Raw genomic sequence first — 25,353 nt, 5'->3', positions numbered from 1 at the left:
CTTAGTGTTTCAGCAGACTGGCGTCGTCGACCGAGGCCGAGTGCCGGGTGCGGAAGATGGTCATGATGATGGCCAGGCCGATCACCACCTCGCAGGCGGCGACGACCATGGTGAAGAACGCCACCACCTGACCATCGAGATGACCGTGCATGCGGGAGAACGTCACGAACGCCAGGTTCGCCGCGTTGAGCATCAACTCCACGCACATGAACATGACGATAGCGTTGCGCCGCAACAACACTCCGGCCGCACCGATGGTGAACAGCAGAGCAGACAAATAAAGGTAATTCGCGGGATCCATTATGCTCCTCGCGTCCGTAGATCCATCTAGCGCTCCCTCTCCGCGTCAGCCGCCACGCTGCGCTGCGGCAGAATGGCACTCACCGACAGCACGGCGTCCGAGCCGTCGGGCAGCCGCGCCGGGATGTCGACGGCATTGTGGCGCGCGTAGACGCCGGGATTGGGCAGCGGCGTCGGCCGCCCACCGGCCTGGAAGCGTTCGATCGCCAATTCCCGCTGGGTTTTTCGGCGTTCGAAGCGTTCCCGGTGCGCAAGCACCATGGCGCCGAGCGCGGCCGTGATCAGCAGGGCACTGGTGAGCTCGAACGCCCACAGGTACCGGGTGAAGATCAGCGCCGCCAGGCCCTGCACGTTGCCGGCGCTGTTGGCCTGTGCGAGTCCGGTGAAACCCACCGCCGACACGTTGCCGATACCACCGATCAGCAGGATGCCGAAGCCCAACCCGGCGATCAGTGCCGCGACCCGTTGCCCGCGCAGGGTTTCCACCAGCGACTCCGTCAGGTCGACACCGATGAGCATCAGGACGAACAGGAACAGCATCATCACCGCACCGGTGTAGACGACCACCTGCACCACGCCGAGGAACAGCGCATCCTGGGCGACGTAGAGCACCGCCAGGGCGATCATGGTCGAGGCCAGGAACACCGCCGAATACACGGCCTTGGGCGCAGCCACCACACCGATCGCTCCGAGCACCGCGACCGCGCCGAGAATCCAGAACACCACGGCCTCCGACGTCGAGGTCCTGGTGGCTGCGTCGGTGGCCGCCGCGAGCAATTCGGGCGTCATCGGGCGTCCTCGGTACAAGGCGTGATCTTGCCCAGGTAGTAGTCCTCATCGGTGCTGCCCGGGGCCATGTCGTGCGGCGGCGCCAACATGCCCGGCTGCAACGGCGCCAGCAGTTTGTCCTTGCCCAGGATGAGGTCGGCGCGGTTGTCGTCGGCCATTTCGTAGTCGTTGGTCATGGTCAGCGCCCGAGTCGGGCACGCCTCGATGCACAACCCGCAGCCGATGCAGCGCAGATAGTTGATCTGGTACACCCGCCCGTAGCGCTCACCCGGGGAGAAACGCTCGCCGGGCAGGTTGTCGGCGCCCTCCACGAAGATGGCGTCGGCCGGGCAGGCCCACGCGCACAATTCGCAGCCGATGCACTTTTCCAATCCGTCGGGATACCGGTTGAGCTGGTGGCGACCGTGATATCGGGGCGCGACGGGCCCGGGTTTCTCTGGATACTCTTCGGTGATCGGCTTTTTGAACATCGAGCCGAACGTGACCGCGAAACCGGCCAGCGCGTCGAGGAACTTAGGCATCGGCCGTCTCCTTCCTGACGGACGGGAGCGGCGGGACGGGATACGCTCCGGCGCTCTGCTCGGGTGGCGGCGGGAGACTTCTGCGCCGCAACGACTTCCACAGCACCACCGCGAGCAGCAGGACGATGATGACGGCCGCGCTGATCAGGCCGGTGGCCCAGCCTTGATAACCGTGCGTGCGCAGGCTGTGGGTGACGGCCACGACCATGATCCAGACCAGCGACACCGGGATCAGAACTTTCCAGCCGAGCGCCATGAACTGGTCGTAGCGCAGCCGCGGCAGGGTGGCCCGCAGCCAGATGTAGATGAACATGAAGGTCCACACCTTGGCGGTGAACCACAGCAGCGGCCACCATCCGCTGTTGGCGCCGTCGATCATGTTGAACGGGAAGGGGGCATGCCATCCGCCGAGGAACATGGTGGTGGCCAGCGCCGAGACGGTGGTCATGTTGACGTATTCGGCGAGCATGAACATCGCGAATTTCAGTGACGAGTACTCGGTGTGGAAGCCGCCGACGAGTTCGCCCTCGGCCTCGGGCAGATCGAAAGGCGCACGGTTGGTTTCGCCGACCATCGAGGTCACGTACACCACGAACGACGGCAGCAGCACGAACACGTACCAGGTGCGGTCCTGAGCCGCGACGATCCCCGAGGTGGACATGGTGCCGGCGTAGAGGAACACCGCGGCGAACGAGAGCGCCATCGCGATCTCGTACGAGATCACCTGGGCGCTGGACCGCAGGCCGCCCAGCAGCGGGTAGGTGGAGCCCGATGCCCATCCGGCCAGCACGATTCCGTAGACCCCGATGGAGGTGACGGCCAGCACGTAGAGCACCGCGACCGGGAGGTCGGTCAGCTGCAGCGGTGTGCGGTGTCCGAACACCGACACCGCGCCGCCCATCGGGATCACCGCGAACGCCATGAACGCGGGGATCACCGAGATCACCGGCGCCAGTAGGTAGATGGGCTTGTCCACGCCGGCGGGGGTGAGGCCCTCTTTGAGCGCCAGCTTGATGCCGTCGGCGAGCGACTGCAACAGACCCCAGGGGCCGACGCGGTTGGGGCCGGGCCGCATCTGCATGCGGCCCAGCACTTTGCGTTCGACGAGGATGGCGGTCAACACCGTCAGCAACAGGAACACGAAGATCGCCAGCGACTTGGCGAGGATCAGCCACCACGGATCATGACCGAACAGGGTGGGGTCGGGATATGTCATGATCCGGCTCCGATCGACACGATGGCTCCGGCGGATGCGCCCAGCTGTCGATACACCGCCGAGCCGGGGGAGTGCAGTGGCAGCCAGACCACCCGGTCGGCCATCGCGGTCACCGCCAGCGGCAGGGTGACCGTACCGCGGTCGGTCCGGACGGTCACCGGATCGCCATGGGCCACACCGATTTCAGCGGCAGTCGCGGCCGACAGTCGAACCACCGGCGTCGGTGCTGTGCCTGCCAGATAGGGTTCACCGTCCTGCAGTCGCCCGGAGTCCAGCAGCATGCGCCAACTCGCGAGGACCGCCTGCCCGGGGCCCGGCTCGGCCTGCGCGGCGGGCGGCACCGACGGTGCGTCGGCTCGTGGCCCGGACCACGAGCCCAGGGTGGCCAACTCGGCGTCGGCGGCCGCAGCGCTCGACATTCCCAGGTCGACGCCGATCTCGTCGGCGAGGTAGTGCAGGACCCGCAGATCGGGAATTGCGTTCGTGCGCAATGACGGTTCGAACGGCCTGATGCGGCCCTCCCAGTCGACGAATGCGCCGGCCTTCTCGACCACGGGTGCGACCGGGAACACCACATCGGCCAGTTGGGTCACCGCGCTTTCCCGCAGTTCCAGGCTCACGACGAACGGGGTCGCGCGCAGCGCGGACACCGCAAGAGCCGGGTCAGGAAGATCATCGAGTTCGACACCGCCGACGAGCAGGGCGCCCAGCCGGCCGTCGGCCGCCGCGGTCAGGATCGCAGTGGTGTCCCGGCCCGGGGTGCTCGGCAGCTCGCCGGAGCTCCAGGCCTGTTCGGCCTGTGCGCGGGCCTGCGGATCGGTGACCGGACGGCCGCCGGGCAGCAGGTTCGGGAGGGCACCGGCCTCCACGGCGCCGCGTTCCCCGGCTCGCCGCGGAATCCAGGCCAGCCGGGCGCCGGTGGCGGCGGACAGTCGGGCGGCCGCCGACAGTGCGCCTGGCGAGCCGGCGAGCCGTTCACCGATCAGGATGACCGCACCCTGTTCGCGCAGCCGCGCATCGCCGGTCAGCGCGTCGAGCGCGGCGGCCTCGGCGCCGGGGACGGTGGCGATCAGCGTTCCGGCCATCTTTTCCAGGCCACGGGTGGCGAACGGCGCCAGCGCCACTACTCGCACCCTGTGCTTGCGGGCTCCCTTGCGGAGCCGCAGGAAGACGATCGGTGATTCCTCTTCGGGTTCGAAGCCCGCCAGCAGGACGGTCGGCGCGGTTTCCAGGTCGGCGTAGCGCAGCGTCATCGGTCTGCCCGCCACGGCGGTGGCGAGGAAGTCGGCCTCCTCCGCGGAGTGGTCGCGGGCTCGGAAGTCGATGTCGTTGGTGCCGAGCACCATTCGGGCGAACTTCGAGTAGGCGTAGGCGTCTTCCACTGTGCTGCGTCCGCCCACCAGGACCGCGGTGTTGCCGCCCGCCGCCAACAGGCCGCCCCCCGCCACGGTGAGGGCCTCCGACCAGGAGGCCGGCCGCAGGGCGCCGTTGTCGTCACGCAGCAGCGGGGTGGTGATGCGGTCGCCGACGGTCGGGTAGGTGAACGCCCACCGGCCCTTGTCGCAGTTCCATTCCTCGTTGACCTCGGGGTCGTCACCGGCCAAGCGGCGCAGGACTTTTCCGCGGCGGTGGTCGGTGCGCTGGGCGCACCCCGATGCACAGTGCTCACACACGCTGGGGCTCGACACCAGGTCGAAAGGCCGGGCGCGGAACCGGTAGGCGGTGCCGGTCAATGCCCCGACCGGGCAGATCTGCACAGTGTTGCCGGAGAAGTAGGACTGGAACGGCTCGTCGGGTGCGATCCCCACCTGTTGCAGCGCACCGCGTTCCAGCAGGGCAATGAACGGATCACCGGCGATCTGGTCGGAGAATCGGGTGCACCGCGCGCACAGCACGCAGCGTTCGCGGTCCAGCAGCACCTGGGCGGAGACATTGATCGGTTTGGGGAACGTGCGCTTGACATCGGTGAACCGGGTCTCCGGGCGCCCGTTGGACATGGCTTGGTTCTGCAGCGGGCATTCCCCGCCCTTGTCGCAGATCGGGCAGTCGAGCGGATGGTTGATCAACAGCAGTTCCATCACACCGCGCTGGGCCTTGTCCGCCGCTTCGGAGCTGAACTGTGTGCGCACCACCATGTCCGGGGTGACGGTCGTGGTGCAGGACGCCATTGGCTTGCGCTGTCCCTCGACCTCGACCAGGCATTGGCGGCAGGCGCCCACCGGATCCAGCAGCGGGTGGTCACAGAACCGCGGGATCTGGATACCCATCAGCTCGGCCGCGCGGATGACCAATGTTCCCTTCGGAACACTGATTTCGTCGCCATCGATGGTCAGCGTCACCATTTCCACCGGCGGCGTGTCCTTGGTCGGCTCAGCCAATGTCACGAGCGGCCCCCTTTCCTTGCGCGAACAGACACTGAGGTCCCCGCAACCTCGGCGTGTCGGGTACCTACCGTGGGGGCCCCTCCCGCTTGCGGGGGACTGCTCGCGGTGAGAAACATCTACACACCCGCCTCTTCGGTCGCCATCAACGCCGAGGTGTGCGGATCGAACGGACAGCCGCCGTCGAGGTGCGCGACATATTCGTCGCGGAAATACTTGATCGACGACATCACCGGCGACGCGGCGCCATCGCCCAAGGCGCAGAACGACTTCCCGAAGATGGTGTCGGAGATGTCGAGCAGCTTGTCGATGTCGGCGTCGGTCGCCGCACCGGTTTCCAGCCGGGCGTAGATCTGCGCCAGCCAGTAGGTGCCTTCGCGGCACGGCGTGCACTTGCCGCAGGATTCGTGGGCGTAGAACTCGATCCAGCGGCGCACCGCGCGGACCACGCAGGTGGTCTCGTCGAAGATCTGCAGTGCCTTGGTCCCGAGCATCGACCCGACGGAGGCCATGCCTTCGTAATCCAGTGGGACATCGAGGTGTTCGGTGGTCAGCAGCGGTGTCGAGGACCCGCCTGGAGTCCAGAACTTCAACGTGTGACCGGTGCGCACACCACCGGCATAGTTGAGCAGCTCCCGCAGCGTGATGCCCAGCGGCGCCTCGTACTGTCCTGGCCTGTTCACATGTCCCGACAGCGAATACAGCGTGAAACCCGGGGATTTCTCCGAGCCCATGGACCGAAACCAGTCCACTCCGTTGAGCAGAATCGGCGGCACGCTGGCGATGGATTCGACGTTGTTGACCACGGTGGGGCAGGCGTAGAGGCCCGCCACCGCGGGGAACGGCGGACGCAGCCGGGGCTGGCCGCGACGGCCCTCCAGCGAATCCAGCAGCGCGGTCTCCTCACCGCAGATGTAGGCACCCGCACCGGCGTGCACCGTCAGTTCCAGGTCGAATCCCGAATTCAGGATGTTCGAACCCAGATAGCCGGCGTCGTACGCATCGGCGACGGCGGCCTGCAGACGCCGCAACACCGGCACGACTTCGCCGCGAACGTAGATGAAGGCGTGCTTGGCGCGGATCGCGTACGCCGCGATGATCACGCCCTCGACCAGGAAATGCGGTGTGGTCAGCATCAGCGGGATGTCTTTGCAGGTGCCGGGTTCGGACTCGTCGGCGTTGACCACAAGGTAGTGCGGCTTGGCGCCGGCGCCCTCGGTGCCCTGCGGGATGAACGACCACTTCGTGCCCGTCGGGAAGCCGGCACCACCGCGGCCACGCAGGCCCGAATCCTTGACCAGCGCAATGACATCGTCGGGCGGCATCGCCAGCGCCCGCTCCAGCGCCCGGTAGCCGTCGTGGCGGCGGTAGGTCTCCATCGTCCACGGTTCGGGTTCGTCCCAGAACCTGCTCAGCACGGGTGTCAGCGGAGTCATGTGCCTGCCCCATCCGGATTCGTCGGCGACATCCCGAGTTCCCGGGCCTGGTGCAGCCCCGCCAGAGTGGCCGCGCCGGGTGCGCCGCCCGGTACCTGCGGGTCGGTGAGTCCGGCCAGGGTGCGGGCAGTCTCGCGGAAGGTGCACAGCGGCGCGCCGCGGGTCGGTTCGGGCGGGTTGCCGGTGCGCAACCCGTCGACCAGATCGCGTGCAGACGAGGGGGTTTGGTTGTCGAAGAATTCCCAGTTGACCATGACGACGGGCGCGTAGTCGCACGCGGCGTTGCACTCGATGTGCTCGAGGGTGACGCGCCCGTCGGTCGTGGTCTGCCCGGCGTGGATGTCCAGATGCTGCTGCAGCGCATCGAGAATGGCGTCACCGCCCATGATCGCGCACAACGTGTTGGTGCACACGCCCACCAGGTAATCGCCGGTCGGGGTGCGCCGGTACATCGAGTAGAACGTCGCCACCGCGGTGACCTCGGCATCGGTCAGACCGAGTCGCTCTGCGCAGAACCGGATTCCGGCGGGCGTGAGGCACCCGTCCTCGGACTGCACCAGGTGCAGCAATGGCAGCAGGGCCGAGCGCGCATCGGGGTAGCGGGCGGTGATGCGTTCCGCGTCGGCGGTCAACCGGTCGGTGACGTCGTCGGGATATGCCGCGGGCCCGTTGATCGGCGGGCCCGCTTCGTCGGGCCGTTGCCCGAGTTCCAGGAAAACTTCGCTCACCTAGCGGTCCACCCCTCCCATGACCGGATCGATCGACGCCACTGCCGCGATCGCGTCGGCGACCATGCCGCCTTCGCACGTCGCCGCCACCGCTTGCAGATTGGTGAACGACGGGTCGCGGTAGTGCACCCGGTAGGGCCGGGTGCCGCCGTCGGAGACCATGTGGACGCCGAGCTCACCGCGTGGCGACTCCACCGCCACGTAGACCTGCCCGGCCGGTACCCGGATGCCCTCGGTGACGAGCTTGAAGTGGTGGATCAGGCCTTCCATCGAATGGCCCATGATCTTCGCGATGTGCTCGGGGGAGTTACCGAGCCCGTCGGGTCCGACTTTGAGGTCGGCGGGCCACGCCAGCTTCTTGTCGCTGATCATCACCGGCCCGGGCTCCAGGCGGTCGATGCACTGCTGGACGATCTTCAGTGACTCGCGCATCTCCTTGACGCGAATGATGTAGCGGCCGTAGGAATCACACCGGTCGTCGGTGATGACGTCGAATTCGTAGTTCTCGTAGCCGCAATACGGTTGGGTCTTGCGCAGGTCGTGCGGCAACCCGGTGGACCGCAGCACGGGCCCGGTGATGCCCAGTGCGATGCAGCCGGTGAGGTCGAGATACCCGACACCGACCGTGCGGGCCTTCCAGATGTAGTTCTCGTTGAGCAGATCCTCCAAGTCGTTCAACCGTTTCGGCAGCAGCTCCATCAACGCCCGCAGCTGGCCGATCGCATCACCGGGGAGGTCGACGGCCACGCCGCCGGGCCGGATATAGGCGTGGTTCATGCGCAGGCCGGTGATCGATTCGAAGACTTTCAGGATTTCCTCGCGCTCGCGGAACCCGTAGAACATCGCGCTCATCGCGCCCAGCTCCATGCCGCCGGTCGCCAGCGCCACCAGATGCGATGTGATCCGGTTGAGTTCCATCAGCATCACGCGGATCACGTTGGCGCGTTCGGGGATGTCGTCGGTGATACCGAGCAACTTCTCCACGCCCAGGCAGTACGCCGTCTCGTTGAAAAACGGTGACAGGTAATCCATTCGGGTGACGAAGGTGACGCCCTGGGTCCAGTTGCGGAACTCCAGGTTCTTCTCGATGCCGGTGTGCAGATACCCGATGCCGCACCGGGCTTCGGTGATGATCTCGCCCTCGATCTCGAGGATCAGGCGCAGTACGCCGTGCGTCGACGGATGCTGTGGGCCCATGTTGACCACGATGCGCTCGCCGGCATGCTCGCGGGCCGCGGCGACGACCTCGTCCCAGTCCTGCCCGCCGACCATGACGACGGAGGATTCGTCGGTAGTCATCAGTTGTACGACCTCCGCTGATCGGGCGGCGGGATCTGCGCGCCGTGGTACTCCACCGGGACACCGCCGAGGGGATAGTCCTTGCGCTGCGGATGGCCCACCCAGTCGTCGGGCATCTCGATGCGGGTCAGCGCTGGATGACCGTCGAACACGATGCCGAAGAAGTCGTAGGTCTCGCGCTCATGCCAGTCGGTGGTGGGATAGATCCCGTACAACGACGGGATGTGCGGATCGGCATCCGGCGCGGCGACCTCCAACCGGATCCGGCGGTTGTGCGTGATGGACAACAACGGATACACCGCGTGCAGTTCACGGTCGGTGTCGTCGGGATAGTGCACACCGCTCACGCCGAGGCACATCTCGAACCGCAACGCGGGATCGTCGCGCAACACGGCCGCGACCGCGGGCAGCTGCACCCGGCTGACCTCCAGTGTCAGCTCGTCGCGGTACACCACGACGCGCTCGATGGACACCGCGTAGCGTTCTTCGCCCAGCACCTCGGCCAGCCGCTCGACGACCTCGTCGAAGTAGCCGCCGTAGGGCCGTGGTGAGCTGCCGGGCAGGGCGACCGACCGGACCAGGCGGCCGTAGCCCGAGGTGTCCCCGGTACCGCGTGCTCCGAACATGCCGCGGCGCACCCCGATCACCTCGGGTCCCTCGCCCTTGGAGTCGCTCACCGCAGCAGCCCCTTGAGCTCGATGGTCGGCTGGACCGCCAGGGCGGCCTGCTCGGCCTCGCGGATGGCTTCGGCCCGGTTGACTCCGAGCGGCATCTGCTGAATCTTGTCGTGCAGCTTCAGGATTGCATGCAGCAGCATTTCCGGCCGGGGCGGGCAGCCCGGCAGGTAGATGTCGACCGGCACCACGTGGTCGACCCCCTGGACCACCGCGTAGTTGTTGAACATGCCGCCCGAGGAGGCGCAGACGCCCATCGCCAGCACCCATTTCGGTTCGGCCATCTGGTCGTAGATCTGGCGCAGCACCGGGGCCATCTTCTGGCTGACCCGGCCCGCGACGATCATCAGATCGGCCTGTCTGGGCGTCGCCGAGAACCGCTCCATGCCGAACCGGGCGATGTCGAACCGCGGGCCGGCGGTGGACATCATCTCGATGGCGCAACACGCCAGGCCGAACGTCGCAGGCCACAGCGATCCCTTGCGGACGTACCCGGCCACCACTTCGACTGTCGACAGCAGAATGCCGCCGGGCAGACGTTCTTCTAGTCCCAATTCAGGCCCCCTCGCCGCCATACGTAGGCGTACGCCACGAACACCGTGAGCATGAACAACAGCATCTCCACCAGCGCAAACAGGCCCAGACTGTCGAAGGCGACCGCCCACGGGTAGAGGAACACGATCTCGATGTCGAACACGATGAACAACATGGCGGTCAGGTAGTACCGGATCGGCATCCGCTGGCCGGTGTTGCCTGCCGAGCCGGGCGGCATCGGTTCGATACCGCATTCGTAGGCTTCGAGTTTCGACCGGTTGTAGCGCCGCGGCCCGATGACGAGTGCGATCCCCACCGAGCCGACCGCGAAGGCAGCCGCGATCGCGCCGAGAACCAGAATTGGTGTGTAGAGACTCATGCCGGGTGAACGCTCCCTCGGTGGGCTGTCGATGTGAGCTGACCCACAGCCTAGCGAGCTTTGGGGCCCACGCCACGCATTTTGATTAGTATCGGTTACTAACGCGCCGACGTACCACGGCGCACCCCGCGCTGCTGTGAATTTCTAACGGCTACAGGTTGATTCGCGTTCTGATTACCTGGCCGGGGTGCGCAGCAAGGACACCACCGCATCACCCAGCCGGATCGGGTCGATCGGGTGCGGAACGGCTGCCTCGGCGCGTGACCAGCTGGCCAACCAGGCGTCGTCAGGCCGCCCGGTGAGTACCAGAATCGGCGGGCAGTCGTCGATCTCGTCCTTGAGCTGTTTGGCGATGCCCATGCCGCCTGCCGGGGTGGCTTCGCCGTCCAGGATGGCCAGGTCGAATCCGCCCACGTCCATCTGCGCGATCACCATCGGTGCGGTCGCGACGTCGACGTAGTCCAGTTCGGGCAGTTCGGGGTGAACGCGTTTGCCGAGCGCGAGTCGTACCTGTTCGCGGGTGCGCGGGTTGTCGCTGTACACCAGGATGCGCAGCGGCGCGGGGCCGACCATGGTGGCGATGCTACTGGCTGAGTCCGCGCGTACCGATCAACTCGGCGAATTCTACTGTGCGCGTTCAGGCCCGGGTGAACACCAGGTCCGCCGAGATGTCGGTCTTCGGTCCGACCATGCCGAGCATGTTGCCCGACACGCCGAATTCGCGCCGACTCACCGTGCAGCCACCCGACACGCGTACCCCACCGTCGTCGAGAACCAGCACGGTGACGGGCAATTCGATGGGCTGTGAGGTGCCTCGGACCGTCAAGGTCGCACGCAGTCGAGCGCTACGGGTGTCCGCGGGCTCGAATCCGGTCACCTCGACCACGATGTCGGGGTGGGTGTCGACGTCGAAGAAATCGGCCGAGCGCAGGTGGTTGTCCCGCTTGGTGATCCCGGTGTGCAGCGACGTCGCCCGGATCACCAGCCGCCCGGTGACCGTTTCCCCGACGACGCCGTCGCCGCTGAACTCGGAGAACTCGCCTGTCACCGTCGCCAGCCCCCAGGCGGTCTTGTTCCGGAACGTCACCGAGGACCGGTTCGGGGCCAGCGTCCAACTGCCCGCGGTGGTGACGAGGATGTCCGAAAGGGCGGTCATGGCGCCTCCGTGCAGATCGTGCTGTCGGGTCGTGTCTTGATCACGATGTGGGCCGGTGGTCGGATCAATCTCCTGGACCGCCATTGACCTCAAGTGCCATTGAGATTGAACACTGGATGGCATGGACGAAACACCGACCATGTCCCGGTTCGATCAAGCGTACGCATCGAACACCGCCCCCTGGGTGATCGGCGAGCCGCAACCGGCGATCGTCGAACTCGAACGCACCGGCGGCATTGCCAGTCCGGTGCTCGACATCGGCTGCGGTGCCGGCGAGCACACCATCCTTTTGACCAGGCTGGGTTACGACGTCCTCGGCATGGACTTCGCGCCCCAGGCCGTCGAACAGGCCCGTGCCAACGCCGCGGCCCGGGGCGTCGACGCGCGGTTCGCGGTGGGCGACGCGCTGCGGCTCGACGGCACGTCGACGTACCAGACCGTCATCGACAGCGCACTGTTCCACATCTTCGACGACGCCGACCGCGCGGCATACGTGCGCAGCCTCGCCGCCGTGTGCCGGCCCGGCGGGGTCGTGTACGTGCTGGCCCTCTCCGATGCCGGCCGAGGGTTCGGTCCTCAGGTCGGCGAGGACACCATCCGTACCGCGTTCGGCACCGGCTGGGACCTCGAGGCGCTACACACCACGACGTACCGGGGTGTGGTGGGGGAGGCGCAAGCGGCGGCGTTCGGGGTTGCGGTGGGCACAATGGTCGACGAACCGGCTTGGTTGGCGCGGGTGCGCCGGCTCTGAACGCCTCACTGCTGTTCGTATCCCGGGTGCGCTACGCGTAGCCGGTGCCGGACCAGAGCATGCAGGGCGGGCACGACCTCGTCGCCACAGTCGCCTGCGCGGATCGCGGCAGCCAGCTCCGCTTCGTCGTCGTAGCCCAGCGTCCGCATGACCCGCAATGGCTCATCGGCGGTGTCGTCGAGCAATTCCCGTTCCACCGTGCGCAGGACGTTGGCGGCGACGCGGGCGTGGAACCGCAGAGCTGCCGCCCGATCATCAGGGCCGGTGCCGTCGCGCACCTCGGTCTCCAGGAACTCCGCGACGGCAGCCACCAGTTCGGCCGCGGTCGGTTTGTAGTGCAGGCCGGTCATGTCCGCTCCAACAGGGTCAGCAGGTCGTACTCGGTTTCACAGACGCGGCGCCCGATCGCCGCCAACTCCACCGACCGCGTCTGGCCGCACCGGTGCCGCTCGTACTGGTAGCGGCAGATGACGCCCCAACGCAGGGTTGCCAGCACCAGCCACCAGTGCAGGGTGTCCCGGTCGACGGGGACACCGCCGCCGGCCTGATAGGCCGACACGAAGTCGTCGATGCTGCCCAGCCCACCCGCGGCGAGTTCCTTCGGTGCGCCGAACCGCCAGGCCCGAATGCAGAACCAGGCCAAGTCGTCGGCGGCCTCCCCGACATGGGTGAGCTCCCAGTCCAATACCGCAGCCAGCCTGGCCGTTTCGGAGCTGAAGTCCACGATCAGGTTGCCCATGCGGAAATCTCCGTGCACCAGGACAGGACGTGTCCGCGCCGGCCGATTGCGCTCCAGCCAACGGAACGCCCATTCGAATGTGGCTGTCGTGTCGCCCATTTGGTCGAGTTCGCGGCGCCAGTCGGTGAGCGGGTCGGATTCCACCAAGCCGATCCCATGCGCGTCGGCGCGGTGGATCTGTGCGAGCGCGTGTGCGCACTGGCCCAGCAGTGCCGGGCGGGACGTGTCGTCCAGAGCGCGGGCGATTTTGCGGGCGATGGTCTCGCCGTCGATGAAATCGCAGATGAGGTACGGATTTCCGAGCGGCTCAACGGAATTGGAAGCCGTCAGGACATGTGGGACGGGAGCGCCTGCCGCGGCCGCCCGACGCAGCGCGGCGGCCTCCAACTCCATACCGGCATGCACGTCGTCGGGCGGTCCGATGCGCAGGATCAGCGGCCGGCTGTCTGCGGCGAACGCCCAGGTGCTCCGACTGGCGCCGCCCGTCAGCTCTCGCAGGCCGTCGATGGTCACGGCGCCCAGTTCGGGTGCCAACACTGCGGCAAGGGCCGCGGTGTCGATCACTTTCGTCCGAACTTCAGCATGCGCTGCGCGACGCGGCGGATCTGGATCTCCTCGGCTCCCTCGGTGATCCGATAGCGGCGGTGATGCCGGTAGATGTGTTCGAACGGTTCGTGTCGGCTGTAGCCGAGCCCGCCGTGGATCTGCATGGCCCGGTCGGCCGCGTCGCACACCAGCCGGTTCGCACGGTAATTGGCCATCGACACTTTGTCGGACACCTCCATGTGGTGATCCCGGTCCAGATGCCAGGCGGCGTAGTAGACCAGCAGTCGCACCATCTGCGCCTCGGTCTGCAGTTCGGCCAGCGGCCACTGCACGGCCTGGTTCACCGCCAGGGGTTTGCCGAAGACGATGCGCTCGCCGGCGTAGGCCGCGGCGCGGTCGATGCAGTACTGGGCGGCGCCGAGGCTGCTGGCTGCCTGGCGAATCCTGTTCTCGTGCAAGAAGGTCTGGCCGACTTCGAGGCCGTGGTCGACCTCGCCGAGGACCGCGTCGTCGGGCACCCGGACGTCTTTGAGCACCACCTCGCCGTGATCGCTGGGCATGTTGAAGGTCCACCAGTAGTACGGCACGGTGAAACCCGGTGTGTCGGTGGGCACCAGAAACGCGGTGATACCGACCGCTTGACCGGGTTCGCCCGACGTCCTGGCGAAGATCAGGTCGTGGGTGGCGCGGTGCACCCCGGTGTTCCAGCGTTTGGCGCCGTTGATCACCCAGCCGTCACCGTCTTTGACCGCAGTGGTCTCCAGCCAGGTGGCGTCACTGCCGTGATCGGGTTCGGTGAGCCCGAAGGCCATCGACCGCTTGCCGGTGATCATCGCCTCGACCCATTCTTTCTTCTGGGTTTCGGTGCCGAACCGGCTCATCATGATGACCTGCGGAAAATTGCCGACGATCGACGACTCGTCCTGCAGATCATTGTGCAGGCCGAGTCCCTTGTGCGCCAGGTGTTCCCGGATGACGGCCATGTCCAGGTTGGTGCCGTCGCGGCCACCGAACTCGCCGGGCAAGCCGTAGCGCAGCCAGCCGGCCGCATCCGCGCGGCGGCGCATCTCGTCAAGCAGGTCCTCCCACTCGCGGGCGGGCACCCCGCCGTTCTCCAGATCGGTGCGGGCGAATTCGCGGCGCCGGTCGAAGTACTGCATGTGCTGCTGTTCGAGCGGTTTGATCTCGGCCTCGATGAAGGCGTCCATCTCGGCCAGCAGTCCTGGAAGGTGTTCTGGTAGAGCGAAATCCACTCTGGTCCTTCTTTCTGCTCTCAGAAGCCGTACAGGGTTTTCTTCCAGATCGTCGACAACGTCGTGATGGCGTCCTCGTCGCTGATCTGCAGTTCGGATCCCGGGTTACCGACGACCACGGCGGTGAAGTTCTCGAACAGCAGGATTATCGCGGCGGCAATGTGCTCGGGATTGAGGCCCTGCGCGTGGCCTTGCGAGGCGGCGTGCCGCACCGATTCGGCGACCATGTCCATGCCGAAACGCCGGAACTGATGCTGTACCTCGGCGAATCTTGGCTGCGTGGCGGCGAGTTGCGCGATCGCGATCATGATGCCGATGTTCTGCTTGAACAGATTCCAATACCCGGTGACCACGGTGGTGAAGTAGTCGGTGTCCTGAGGCGAGTCCGGCAACGGCACACTCATGCCCGACGGGGTGACGATGTCGCGCAGGAACGATTCGGCCAGCGACGCCAGCAGGTCTTCCTTGTCGTCGAAGTACCGGTAGAACACCGCCGAGGATTTGCCCGCCGCCGAGGTGATGTCGGCCAGCGTGGTGCCGTGAAAACCGCGCTCGGCGAACAATTTCCGGGCGGCCAGCTCGATGGCTCCCCGAGTCTGGCGGCCCTTGGCGGTGAGAGATTCGGCCGGCGTCATGTGTGCTGTCAGTTCAGGATCCGGTCACCCGCGCGCAACAGCGCACTGGGGAGGTCGTGCCCGACCAGCTGCTGGGCCACCTTGGCGGCCTCGATCGCGGCGGTCAGGTCGACGTCGACGTCGATATCGCTGTCCCGCAACAGATACACCAGGTCTTCGGTGGCGATGTTGCCGGTGGCGCCGGGAGCGAACGGGCAGCCGCCGAGGCCACCGACCGACGCGTCGAGGCGGGTCACGCCGGCCTGCACCGCGGCGTAGGCGCTGGCCAGCCCGGCCCCGCGGGTGTTGTGGAAGTGCGCCCCCAGCGGCAGGGCACCGACGATCGGGCGGAGCTGCTCGATGAGCGAGGTGACCCGGCGCGGGGTGGTGGTCCCGATGGTGTCGGCGACAGCGATCCGATCGACGCCGAGTTCGATTGCTGCAGTGACGATGTCGAGCACCCGCTGCGGTGCGGTCGGCCCGTCGAACGGGCAGTCCCACGCCGTGGCGATGATGACCTCGACCGCGGCGTCGCTGTCGTGCGCGACCCGGGTGACGTCGGCGATGGCTGCGGTGGCCTCTGCGGTGCTGCGGCCGACGTTGGCCTGGCTGTGGGCATCGGAGGCCGACACCACGTACTCGATGGAACGCAACCCGGATGCGATGGCGCGTTTGGCACCGTTGGGGCTGGCGACCAGAGCGGAGAACTCCACGTCCGGAAACGCCGCCAACGCTTCGGCGAACTCGGGGGCGTCGGCCAGGGCCGGCACCTTGGACGGCGACACGAACGCCGTCGCCTCGATCTCCCTGACACCGGTGGCGACGATGGCTTCCAGCAGTGCGACCTTGGCCGACAACGGAATCGGATCCTCGAGCTGCAAACCGTCGCGCAGACAGACTTCGCGGATATCGACATGGGTGGGCATGGTCACAGCACCCCCTCGGTGCGCAGTTTCTCCAAGTCGTCGGCGCCGAGGCCCAGCAGGCCGCGGTACACCTCGTCATTGTGCTGACCCGGCTGCGCCGGCCCGGCGTTGCGGATGCGGCCAGGCGATTCGGACAGCACCGGCACGATGCCGGGGCCTTTGACGTTGCGGCCGATCCGCTCGTCCCAGTGATCGGCGATCATGCCGCGGGCCTGCAGCTGCGGGTCCTCGACCACCTCGGCGACGGTGTTGATGGGGCCGGAGATCACGCCGGCTTGCGACAGGGTCGCGATGATTTCCGATGGGTGACGCCGGGCTGCCCATTCTGCGATGATCTTGTCCAGTTCATCTTGATTGCGCCCGCGCGCAAGGTGATCGACGAACCGGTCGTCGGTGGCGAGTTCCGGACGGCCGATCGCTGTGCACAGTCTCCGGAACACGGTGTCCTGGTTGGCCGCGATCACCACCCAGCTGCCGTTGGCGCTCTGATAGATGTTCGACGGCGCGATGCCTTCGAGCCGCGTACCCGACGGCCCGCGCACCACACCGCCGGTGTCGTAGTCCGGGATGGTGGATTCTTGGATGGCCAAACATGATTCGGTCAGCGCGGTGTCCACCACCTGACCTTCGCCGGTGACACTGCGGCGGTAGAGCGCCGCCAGCGCCCCCTGGGCTGCGAACATCCCGGCGAGGCTGTCGCCCAGCGACAGCGCCAGGCGCGGGGGAGGACCGCCGGGAAAACCGTTCATGTGCCGCAGTCCGCTGGCCGCCTCGGCGACCGAGGCGTAGCCGGCCTTACCGGCGTCCGGCCCGGTCTGCCCGTACCCGGACACCCGCACCAGGATGATGCCCTTGTTGCGTTCGCGCAGAACGTCGTAGCCCAGGTTCCACTTCTCCAGCGTGCCGGGCCGGAAATTCTCCACGATGATGTCGGAGTGGTCGACCAGATCGAGGAACAGCTCCCGGCCACGGTCGGTGCGCAGGTCCAGGGTGACGGCCTTCTTGTTACGTGCGTGCACCGTCCAGAAGAAGTGGTGCCCGTCGAGTTCGGCCTGGCCCCAGGTGCGCAGCGGATCCGGGCTGCCGGGCAGCTCGACCTTGACGACCTCGGCGCCCATGTCACCCAGCAGCCGGCCGGCGAACGGCCCTGAGATCAAGGTCCCGAGTTCGAGCACCCTGATACCGTCCAGCGCCCCCGTCGCGGCTGCTCGCTGAAGTGCGTTCATAGCGAGAACCCGTGCCGGTGCAGCCAGTCGGTGCACACGCCGACGGCGTGGCGCAGCTTGTTGCGCTGATCGGGCCCCGAGTAGTAGTGGTTGGCGCCGGGAATCTCGTGCATCTCCTTGTCCGGATGCCCGATCGCCTCGTACAGGCGACGGGTGTGGCTGGGCGTGCAGGCGTCATCGGCGAGGTTGCCGATCACCAGCGTAGGCACGGCGATGTCCGGGCCCGCCTTGACGGCGTCACCGTTGGCATCGTCATAGCTCCATTGCGACAGCCAGCTGCGCAGCGTGCAGAATCGGGCGAGGCCGACCGGGCTCATGTTCACCACCTGAGGATCGCCCAGATAGCACTGTCCCGGGGTGCGTTCGTTGGGATCGACCGTCGGGTCGAGCCAGCGCGGATCGGCCATGGTGCCGTGCACGACGAAAGCGAATTCGTCATCCGGGCGGCCCGCCGCCTTGAGCTCGGCCAGCTTTTCTTTGACCCACCTGGTGATTCGTCGATTCCGGTCGATCTGTGCCTGGTGATAGCGCTCGAGGAACTCGGCGGTGTACGGCGGCTGGTTCGGGTTGTCCGGGTTGTACAGATCCAACTCGGGGTCCCGCTTCGACGGGTCGTTCTCGTCGAGGATGGAGGCATCCATCCACTCGGTCATGGTCCCGTGCCTGCTGATGTGCGCGGCCAGCAGCATGATGCCGTCGGCGGGGATCAGGCCGAGCGTGGTCAGGTCGGGGCCGTCCCCCGACGGGCTGGCCGTCACCGTCGGGTGCTGGGCCTGCTGCTGGTAGAACACCGACAGTGACCCGCCGCCGCTCCAGCCGGCGAGGACCACTTTCGAGTACTCCAGCCGGTTCTTGGCGTCCTTGATGCATTCGCCGAGGTCTTCGACGACCTTCTCCATGAGCAGTGCGGAGTCGGTGCCCCGGAAGCGGCTGTTGCAGTAGATGACGTGATGTCCGGCGCGTGCCAGCGCGTTGATCATCGGCAGATAGGCGCCGCCGCCGATCGGGTGCATGAACACCAGTGCGGTGTCTGACGGCTTGTTCGTGGGCTTGAGCAGATAACTCTCCAACACCACCAGCTCGGCCACCCCGCCGTACACATCACGTACGGCCGAGTTGTTCTGGTAGGCAACCAGATACGGGATGCGCTGGTATTCGTGCTTCACGGGTGCTTCAACCGTGCTCATCAGTGCTGCCCCAGGTCGTTGGCGAGGATCTCGGCCGACGGTGTGAGCCTGCGTCGGGTGTCGATGGCGATCACCGACCAGTCCACCCGGTCATATTCGTCGAACTTGCGCCGGGCCCGCTCCCGCGCCTTCTCCGGTGCGCCGTGGTGAACTCCTTGCGGCGCATGGGAAATCAGGCCGGGTGGCATCGGAATGCCGTAGAGCGAGCCGGCGTGGAAGAACGCGATCTCGTCGTAGTCCACATTGCGGTGATACCAGGGCGTGCGCTCGGTGCCCGGCACGCTCTCGGCGGGTTTGGGCAGGAAGTTCATCACGTATACGCCGGTGGCCTGCATGAACAGGTGCACCGTCGGCGGCAGGTGCACGCTCTCGGACGTGATGACGGTGTAGTCCTCGATGTTGAAGGTGAACGGGAAGTTGTCGCCGCGCCAGCCCTCCACGTCGATGGGATTATGGTGGTAGAACAGCGAAGTCGGGCCGCCTTCGTGGTAGAGACGTACCTCGTATTCATCTCTACCGTCGTCGTCGATGGGGGCCGGTTCCGGGATCGTCACCTGCGCCGGGTCGAACGGGAAGTGCCGGCCCAGTGTGCCGGCCGGCGGCACCCGGAAGTCGTCGGTCGCCTGGATCATCAGCCACGTGGTTTCGGTGTCCGGCACCTGACGGAACGTGCACGCTTTCGGGATGTACACCCAGTCGCCCTCGCGGTAGCGCAGCGGGCCGAACTCCGTCTGCAACAGCCCGGATCCGTTGTGGACGAACAGCAGCAGGTCGCCGTCGACGTAACGGACGAAGAAGGGCATCGCCTCGCCGCGCCGACTCAACAACACCTGACAGTCGGCGTTGGAGAACATCAGCAGCGGACCGCCCTGGGCATCGCCGGCATCGGCGGGCTTGAGCTCCGAGGACAGCACGTCGGTGGGGCGCAGCGGACCCACGGTGCGGTAGGCCGTGGGGTCGTTGCGCCGGTACATGTTCGCGGTGCGCCCGACGAATCCACCGCGCCCCAGTTCGTCGTCCTTGAGGCCGTCGAGGTCGGCGTGTACGCGCTTGGGGGTTTTGCCTTTGCGCAGGTGGACGAACGATTCCATACCGGGCTCCTGGGGAGGTACGACGAAAACTAAAAGTGACTTTACTTTTTGTTTCAGGGGTTCGCAAGGGTTCACGGAGCGGCGTTTCAGCGTCCCCGTCGCGGGGTAGCCAGCTCCCACGGAGGAAGTCGCGGACGCCTTTCGCCGAAGTTGATCCCGCGACTTCCTTCACGCTGTAACCCGTATCAGCGCGGCGCACAGGCGATCTCGTTACTTGACGCCGTGCAGGACGAAAGGACTCGCATGCCCAAGGAATTGCAGGGCCGCAGGATCGGCATTCTGGCCGCCGACGGCGTGGAGCGCATCGAACTCGAGCAGCCCCGCACCGCGGTCGAGAACGCCGGCGCCCGGGTCGATCTGCTCTCACTCAAATCGGGCGAAATTCAGGCCCGTGACCACGATCTCGAACCGGCAGGCAGCTTTCCGGTGGACCGCGAAGTCGCCGACGCGAAGGTCGATGACTACGACGCACTGATCCTGCCCGGCGGCACCGTCAACCCGGACAAGCTGAGGCTCGACGAGTCCGCTGTCGCGTTCGTCCGCGACTTCGTCCGCTCGGGCAAGCCCGTTGCGGCGATCTGCCACGGACCGTGGACCCTCGTGGAAGCCGACGTCGTCCGGAACCGCACCCTGACCAGCTATCCGAGCATCCGCACCGATCTCCGCAACGCCGGCGCCACGGTCGTCGACAAGCAGGTCTGCGTCGACGGCAACATCATCACCAGCCGGTCCCCGAAGGATCTGCCTGCGTTCTGTGAGGCGATCACCGACGAGTTGGCGAGTACTCCCGCACAGACGTGAACACGGGTCGAGTCATGACAGGTCGTGCCTCGACCGACGCGGCAGATCCGGCTTCCGCCGCCGCGTCGTCGAGCCTTCGGCAACGCAACTTCGTCTTCCTGGCTGTCGTACTGGGCATGCTCTTGGCGGCCCTCGACCAGACGATCGTGGCGACCGCGTTGCCCACCGTCGTCGCCGATCTCGGCGGAGCCGGACACCAGGCCTGGGTGGTCACCAGCTATCTGCTCGCCTCGACGATCGTCACGGCAGTGGTCGGCAAGCTGGGCGACATCTTCGGCCGCAAGAAGGTGTTCCAGGTCGCCATCCTGCTGTTCCTCGCCGGATCGGTGCTGTGCGGCGCGGCGCAGTCGATGGGGATGCTCGTCGCCTCCCGGGCGCTGCAGGGACTCGGCGGCGGAGCCATCACCGTGACGGCCGTCGCGGTCATCGGTGAAGTGATCCCCCTTCGTGAGCGTGGCCGGTACCAAGGCGCGCTGGGCGCGGTGTTCGGTGTCACCACCGTGGTCGGCCCGTTGCTCGGAGGCCTGTTCACCGACCACCTGAGCTGGCGGTGGGCATTCTGGATCAACGTTCCGGTGGCGATCGTCGTCATCGCCATCGCGGCGGTGGCGATACCCGCGCTCGAACGCACCGCCAGACCCGTCCTCGATTACGCGGGCATCGTCCTGGTCGGTCTCGGCGCCGCGGGCCTGACCCTGGCCACCAGTTGGGGCGGCACCACCTACGGGTGGGGTTCGCCGATGATCGTCGGGCTGTTCATCGGATCCGTCGTGGCACTCGTGGCCTTCGTCATGGTCGAGCGCCGTGCCACCGAGCCGGTGCTGCCGATCCGGTTGTTCTCCAACCCGGTCTTCACGGTCTGTTGCGTGCTGTCCTTCGTCGTCGGGTTCGCGATGCTCGGTGCGCTGACGTTCCTGCCGACCTACATGCAGTTCGTCGACGGGGTCTCGGCCACCGCCTCGGGGCTGCGCACATTGCCCATGGTTGCCGGACTGCTGGTGACCTCGTTGGGCAGCGGCGTGCTCGTCGGCCGCACCGGCAAGTACAAGATCTTTCCCATCGTCGGCACGGCGATCATGGCGCTCGGATTCGTGCTGCTGTCGCGGATGGACGCCGACACCTCGACGCTGATCCAGTCCCTGGACCTACTCGTCCTCGGCACGGGGATAGGTCTGAGCATGCAGGTGCTCATCCTGGTGGTGCAGAACACCGTCGATTTCAGCGACCTCGGCGTCGCCACCTCCGGCGTGACGTTCTTCCGCACCATCGGCAGCTCGTTCGGGGCCGCCATTTTCGGATCTCTGTTCGCGAACTTCTTGGACGACCGGCTGCCGTCGGCGATGGCCACCAGTCACGCGCCGCCCGACGCTGCGACCGCGCCCCAGGTGCTGCACCGCCTGCCGCACGACATCGCGGCACCGATCATCAACGCCTACGCCGATTCGCTGACTCGGGTCTTCCTGTTCGCGGCGCCGTTCGCCGTGGTCGGTTTCGTGCTGGCGCTGTTCCTCAAGCAGGTTCCGCTCCGCGACACCGCAGCCACTGGCAGTACCGACATGGGGGAGGGCTTCGCCATGCCGACCACCGAGCCGCCGGAGAAGGTCCTCGAAGTCGCCATCGGGCGGCTGCTGCAACGCAGTCACGGCGTGGACCTCGAAGCGCTGGCGCATTCGCCGCGCAGCCGCCTGGACACCGCGCAGCTGTGGGCCCTGATGCAGATCTACCGATACGCCGCAGCCACCGGGGCCGCGAACCTGCTCGACATCGCCGACGAACGACGGGTGCCGCGGCAGATTCTGGAGCCGGCGTTCGACCGGCTGGTTGCCACCGGCTTCGCGACGCGCGAGGGACACGAATTCTCGCTGACACCGGCCGGAGCCGCAGAGATCAGCTCGGCGCGCAACGTCATCTCCAGCTGGCTCACCGAGAGCCTCGCGCAATCCCCGGACTTCCACGGCCGGCCGGATCGCTTGCAGGTGCAAGGCGCGCTCGACCGCGTAGCCCGAGGTGTACTGATGGATCGCGACCACGCACACGACGAGACCAGGCCGATGAAACTGGGCCCGTCTCACCGGCCGGTGGCAGTACCACCCACGACACGCCTGCGAACCCCGTCGGCCGAGCCACGGGCGGAACCGCCGACCCGTCCCTTCCGGCCGCGGGCGGCGCCGCCGTCGCGGCCGGGCCCACGGTCGCCGCGGCGCTGAGCGATCAGATCATCGCCGTGCGAGGGACCTTCATACCCAGTGCGAGCGCGCCGGCCAGTTCTCGGCTGGTGTCGTAGTCGAACACCACGTGCCCGGCCAGCACGTCGACGTCACGCTTGAACCGTTGCATGGGGCTGGACAGGAAGTGGATGCTGGCGCCACCGGCGCCGAGCAGCTCGGCGATGACCGCGCGCGACTCGGCGACGATGTGCGCCGCGGCCAACCGAGCCTGGGCCCGCACGGGCTTGTCGACCGGGTCTCCCGTGGCCACGATGGCCTCGATCTGGCCGACGGTGTCTGCGAGCAGCCCGCGCAAGGCGCGTAACCGGACCTGCGCGCCGGACAGATGGGTCTGGGCGATCGGCTTGTCCTTCTGCACGACGCCCTCATATGGCAGCACCCGCTCGGCGAGCCGTTGCGCGTACATCTCGGTGACACGTTCGGCGCTGCCGAGCGCGGGCATCGCCGCCAGCAGTGCCAGTGCAGGCACCATCGGCCAGCGGTAGGTCGGACTGCCGTGCAGCCCTGCGCCCGGCGCAGTGCCGGCATAGATGTCGGTCACCTTGACCAGCCGGTGCTCGGGCACGAACGCGTCGGTGACCACCACATCGTTGGATCCGGTGGCCCGCATGCCGTCGGTGTGCCAGACGTCCTCGACGGCGACGTCGCCGATCGGCAGCAGAGCCAGGGCGGGGTAGAGGCCGTCGTCCGGTCCGCACAGCGCTGCCACGATGATCCAGTTGCCGTGCATCACGCCGGTCGCCCACGACCACCGACCCGACAGCCGCACGCCACCCGGCGTGGGCAGTCCGCGGCCCGTGGGTGCCAACGGAGCCGGAGCCAGGAACGGTCGGGTTGCGTAGGCCTCGTCCTGGGCCTGCTCGCCGAACAGGGCCAGCATCCAGTTGTGCAGCGTGTAGAAGCCGATGGTCCACGCGCTCGACGTGCAGCCGTGGGCCATCCGGCGGACCGGGTCCAGGATCGCCGCGAAGTCGGCCTCCCGACCGCCGTAGCAGGCCGGCACCAGTAGTTCGGTGAAACCCGTCTCGGTCAGCTCGGCCACCGTGGCATCCGGCAGCCGCCGCAACTGCTCTGCCTCGGCGACGCGCTCAGCCAATCGCGCGACGAATTCGTCGGCGATGACGGATTCCACTCTCGGCAGTGTCGGCATGGCCGAAAAGTTACCATACTTTTTAGTATGGTCATTTTGAATGACGCCGTAGGAATCTGCTCGGCGACGATCGGATAACCCTCCGGACACCGGTTGTGCACAGATTGGCGTCGACGGCCACCGCGGGTGGTCTGCGCAGAAGGAGGCCAGCCGCTATTTCGGCTGGTAGCACGCCCCAAGAGACCGTGAAGACAAAGGTCGCGTCATTTTTTGCTGCTTCGAGTTGTGCCGCGCCGTAACGGGCCGTCGGTTTTCTCTCATCGCGGCCTCATGATTTACTCAAGGCGCAACAACTGAATTTTCTCGGTCCGCTCCCCTGAGGCACCGGGCTCAGCCGAGCGGGCGCGACAATGCAGCGATCCTTCGTTGCATGTCGCTGGGTGATCCTTGATCGCGCAGTACAGGCGTAGTTGACCGGAAGATGGACGGATTCGCAGTATGACCTTCATTGACAAGATTCGTGGCCATTGGGCGCGCCGATTTACGGTGGCGGCCATGGCAGCACTGCTGCTGCCTGGCTTGATCGGCGTGGCCGGCGGATCGGCGACCGCGGGAGCGTTCTCCCGGCCTGGCCTGCCGGTGGAATACCTGATGGTCCCGTCGCCGTCGATGGGCCGCGACATCAAGATTCAGTTCCAGAGCGGCGGACCGGGCTCGCACGCGGTCTACCTGCTCGACGGCCTACGGGCCCAGGACGACTACAACGGCTGGGACATCAACACCAACGCGTTCGAGATGTTCCTCAACACCGGCCTGTCGGTGGTCATGCCCGTCGGCGGTCAGTCCAGCTTCTACAGCGACTGGTACTCGCCGGCATGCGGCAAGTCGGGTTGCGTCACCTACAAGTGGGAGACCTTCCTGACCAGCGAGCTGCCCCAGTGGCTGGCGGCCAATCGTGACGTCGCCGCAACCGGCAACGCCGCGGTCGGTTTGTCGATGGCCGGCTCGGCCTCGATGATCCTCGCTGCCTACCACCCGGAGCAGTTCATCTACGCGGCTTCGCTGTCCGGCTTCCTGAACCCCTCCGAGGGCATGTGGCCGTTCCTGATCAACATCTCCATGGGTGATGCCGGTGGCTACAAAGCCAACGACATGTGGGGTCCGACGGAAGACCCGAACAGCGCCTGGAAGCGCAACGACCCGATGGTGCAGATCCCCAGGCTCGTCGCCAACAACACCCGGCTGTGGGTGTACTGCGGCAACGGCCAGCCCAACGAGCTCGGTGGCGGCGACCTGCCCGCGACCTTCCTGGAGGGCCTGACCATCCGCACCAACCAGACCTTCCGCGACAACTACCTCGCGGCCGGCGGTAACAACGCGGTGTTCAACTTCCCGGACAACGGCACGCACAACTGGGCTTACTGGGCCCGTGAGCTGCAGGCCATGGTCCCGGACCTGCAGCGGGTCCTGGGCTAAGCCCAAGCGATA

26 protein-coding genes are annotated in these 25,353 nt (G+C 66.8%); 4 read left to right on the top strand and 22 right to left on the bottom strand.

The annotated features are described in order from the left end of the window. Position 1: 1 nt before the first annotated feature. The 13 genes from nuoK to BTO20_RS25005 form a co-directional block, all read right to left on the bottom strand. The gene (nuoK, locus tag BTO20_RS25065; protein WP_029372627.1) at positions 2–301 is read right to left on the bottom strand and encodes an NADH-quinone oxidoreductase subunit NuoK; all 300 of its coding nucleotides are present in this window, start codon (positions 299–301) and stop codon (positions 2–4) included. A gap of 26 nt (positions 302–327) precedes the next feature. Beyond that, positions 328–1,089 carry an NADH-quinone oxidoreductase subunit J gene (locus BTO20_RS25060; protein WP_087078747.1) on the bottom strand — a complete coding sequence of 254 codons (762 nt, stop codon included), beginning with the start codon at positions 1,087–1,089 and terminating at the stop codon, positions 328–330. Continuing rightward, positions 1,086–1,610 (bottom strand): NADH-quinone oxidoreductase subunit NuoI, encoded by a 525-nt coding sequence (gene nuoI, locus BTO20_RS25055; RefSeq protein ID WP_087078746.1) that lies wholly within the window; start codon positions 1,608–1,610, stop codon positions 1,086–1,088. Before nuoI ends, BTO20_RS25060 begins: the two co-directional genes overlap by 4 nt. Continuing rightward, positions 1,603–2,826: an NADH-quinone oxidoreductase subunit NuoH gene (nuoH, locus tag BTO20_RS25050; protein ID WP_087078745.1), complete on the bottom strand. Its 1,224-nt coding sequence runs from the start codon at positions 2,824–2,826 to the stop codon at positions 1,603–1,605. The genes nuoI and nuoH overlap by 8 nt, the downstream gene beginning before the upstream one ends. After that, complete coding sequence (locus BTO20_RS25045; protein ID WP_087078744.1) at positions 2,823–5,210, bottom strand: NADH-quinone oxidoreductase subunit G; 2,388 nt, start codon at positions 5,208–5,210, stop codon at positions 2,823–2,825. Before BTO20_RS25045 ends, nuoH begins: the two co-directional genes overlap by 4 nt. Before the next feature lie 116 nt (positions 5,211–5,326). Beyond that, a complete protein-coding gene (gene nuoF, locus BTO20_RS25040) occupies positions 5,327–6,643 on the bottom strand; it encodes an NADH-quinone oxidoreductase subunit NuoF (protein WP_087078743.1) in 1,317 nt (438 codons plus the stop codon). Continuing rightward, entirely contained in the window at positions 6,640–7,371 is a 732-nt protein-coding gene (gene nuoE, locus BTO20_RS25035; RefSeq protein ID WP_087078742.1) for an NADH-quinone oxidoreductase subunit NuoE, read from the bottom strand. The genes nuoF and nuoE overlap by 4 nt, the downstream gene beginning before the upstream one ends. Then, a complete protein-coding gene (gene nuoD, locus BTO20_RS25030) occupies positions 7,372–8,670 on the bottom strand; it encodes an NADH dehydrogenase (quinone) subunit D (RefSeq protein ID WP_087078741.1) in 1,299 nt (432 codons plus the stop codon). It abuts the gene before it with no gap. Beyond that, on the bottom strand, positions 8,670–9,347 hold the full coding sequence (locus tag BTO20_RS25025; RefSeq protein ID WP_087078740.1) for an NADH-quinone oxidoreductase subunit C: 678 nt from the start codon (positions 9,345–9,347) through the stop codon (positions 8,670–8,672). Before BTO20_RS25025 ends, nuoD begins: the two co-directional genes overlap by 1 nt. Further along, entirely contained in the window at positions 9,344–9,898 is a 555-nt protein-coding gene (locus tag BTO20_RS25020) for a NuoB/complex I 20 kDa subunit family protein (RefSeq protein WP_029372640.1), read from the bottom strand. The genes BTO20_RS25025 and BTO20_RS25020 overlap by 4 nt, the downstream gene beginning before the upstream one ends. After that, positions 9,889–10,257, bottom strand: a complete 369-nt coding sequence (locus BTO20_RS25015) for an NADH-quinone oxidoreductase subunit A (protein ID WP_087078739.1) — start codon at positions 10,255–10,257, stop codon at positions 9,889–9,891. The genes BTO20_RS25020 and BTO20_RS25015 overlap by 10 nt, the downstream gene beginning before the upstream one ends. A 174-nt stretch (positions 10,258–10,431) precedes the next feature. After that, a complete protein-coding gene (locus BTO20_RS25010) occupies positions 10,432–10,830 on the bottom strand; it encodes an Rv3143 family two-component system response regulator (protein ID WP_087078738.1) in 399 nt (132 codons plus the stop codon). 64 nt (positions 10,831–10,894) lie between these two features. Further along, complete coding sequence (locus BTO20_RS25005; RefSeq protein ID WP_087082627.1) at positions 10,895–11,413, bottom strand: YceI family protein; 519 nt, start codon at positions 11,411–11,413, stop codon at positions 10,895–10,897. 121 nt (positions 11,414–11,534) lie between these two features. Between BTO20_RS25005 and BTO20_RS25000 the strand changes: the two genes are divergently transcribed. After that, entirely contained in the window at positions 11,535–12,164 is a 630-nt protein-coding gene (locus BTO20_RS25000; protein ID WP_087078737.1) for a class I SAM-dependent methyltransferase, read from the top strand. A gap of 5 nt (positions 12,165–12,169) precedes the next feature. Here the strand turns inward: BTO20_RS25000 and BTO20_RS39960 are convergent, their stop codons facing one another. Genes BTO20_RS39960 through BTO20_RS24965 form a run of 8 tightly spaced genes read right to left on the bottom strand, consistent with a single transcriptional unit; the run spans position 12,170 to position 19,746 of the window. Beyond that, the gene (locus BTO20_RS39960) at positions 12,170–12,514 is read right to left on the bottom strand and encodes a DUF6285 domain-containing protein (protein ID WP_198344057.1); all 345 of its coding nucleotides are present in this window, start codon (positions 12,512–12,514) and stop codon (positions 12,170–12,172) included. Next, entirely contained in the window at positions 12,511–13,467 is a 957-nt protein-coding gene (locus BTO20_RS24995) for a phosphotransferase family protein (RefSeq protein ID WP_198344056.1), read from the bottom strand. The genes BTO20_RS39960 and BTO20_RS24995 overlap by 4 nt, the downstream gene beginning before the upstream one ends. Further along, positions 13,464–14,702: an acyl-CoA dehydrogenase family protein gene (locus tag BTO20_RS24990; RefSeq protein ID WP_087078736.1), complete on the bottom strand. Its 1,239-nt coding sequence runs from the start codon at positions 14,700–14,702 to the stop codon at positions 13,464–13,466. Before BTO20_RS24990 ends, BTO20_RS24995 begins: the two co-directional genes overlap by 4 nt. A gap of 20 nt (positions 14,703–14,722) precedes the next feature. Then, positions 14,723–15,337, bottom strand: a complete 615-nt coding sequence (locus BTO20_RS24985; protein WP_087078735.1) for a TetR/AcrR family transcriptional regulator — start codon at positions 15,335–15,337, stop codon at positions 14,723–14,725. Positions 15,338–15,345: 8 nt separating this feature from the next. Further along, a complete protein-coding gene (locus BTO20_RS24980) occupies positions 15,346–16,242 on the bottom strand; it encodes a hydroxymethylglutaryl-CoA lyase (RefSeq protein ID WP_198344562.1) in 897 nt (298 codons plus the stop codon). A gap of 2 nt (positions 16,243–16,244) precedes the next feature. Continuing rightward, the gene (locus BTO20_RS24975) at positions 16,245–17,468 is read right to left on the bottom strand and encodes a CaiB/BaiF CoA transferase family protein (protein WP_087078733.1); all 1,224 of its coding nucleotides are present in this window, start codon (positions 17,466–17,468) and stop codon (positions 16,245–16,247) included. After that, positions 17,465–18,655: an alpha/beta hydrolase family protein gene (locus BTO20_RS24970; RefSeq protein ID WP_198344055.1), complete on the bottom strand. Its 1,191-nt coding sequence runs from the start codon at positions 18,653–18,655 to the stop codon at positions 17,465–17,467. The genes BTO20_RS24975 and BTO20_RS24970 overlap by 4 nt, the downstream gene beginning before the upstream one ends. After that, positions 18,655–19,746 (bottom strand): homogentisate 1,2-dioxygenase, encoded by a 1,092-nt coding sequence (locus BTO20_RS24965; RefSeq protein ID WP_087078731.1) that lies wholly within the window; start codon positions 19,744–19,746, stop codon positions 18,655–18,657. Before BTO20_RS24965 ends, BTO20_RS24970 begins: the two co-directional genes overlap by 1 nt. 243 nt (positions 19,747–19,989) lie before the next feature. Between BTO20_RS24965 and BTO20_RS24960 the strand changes: the two genes are divergently transcribed. Beyond that, entirely contained in the window at positions 19,990–20,547 is a 558-nt protein-coding gene (locus BTO20_RS24960; protein ID WP_087078730.1) for a type 1 glutamine amidotransferase domain-containing protein, read from the top strand. Between the two features lie 14 nt (positions 20,548–20,561). Next, positions 20,562–22,754 (top strand): MDR family MFS transporter, encoded by a 2,193-nt coding sequence (locus BTO20_RS24955; protein ID WP_087082625.1) that lies wholly within the window; start codon positions 20,562–20,564, stop codon positions 22,752–22,754. A 4-nt stretch (positions 22,755–22,758) separates the two neighbouring features. Here BTO20_RS24955 and BTO20_RS24950 read toward each other — a convergent pair whose 3' ends face one another. Then, positions 22,759–23,925 carry an acyl-CoA dehydrogenase family protein gene (locus BTO20_RS24950; RefSeq protein WP_087078729.1) on the bottom strand — a complete coding sequence of 389 codons (1,167 nt, stop codon included), beginning with the start codon at positions 23,923–23,925 and terminating at the stop codon, positions 22,759–22,761. A gap of 438 nt (positions 23,926–24,363) precedes the next feature. On the opposite strand from BTO20_RS24950, the gene BTO20_RS24945 reads away from it, so the two are divergent. Continuing rightward, positions 24,364–25,341 carry an esterase family protein gene (locus BTO20_RS24945; RefSeq protein ID WP_087078728.1) on the top strand — a complete coding sequence of 326 codons (978 nt, stop codon included), beginning with the start codon at positions 24,364–24,366 and terminating at the stop codon, positions 25,339–25,341. Positions 25,342–25,353: the final 12 nt, after the last annotated feature.

It is taken from the genome of Mycobacterium dioxanotrophicus (assembly GCF_002157835.1).
GTDB classification, from domain to species: domain Bacteria; phylum Actinomycetota; class Actinomycetes; order Mycobacteriales; family Mycobacteriaceae; genus Mycobacterium; species Mycobacterium dioxanotrophicus.
This window is presented reverse-complemented; position numbering and strand designations above follow the sequence as displayed.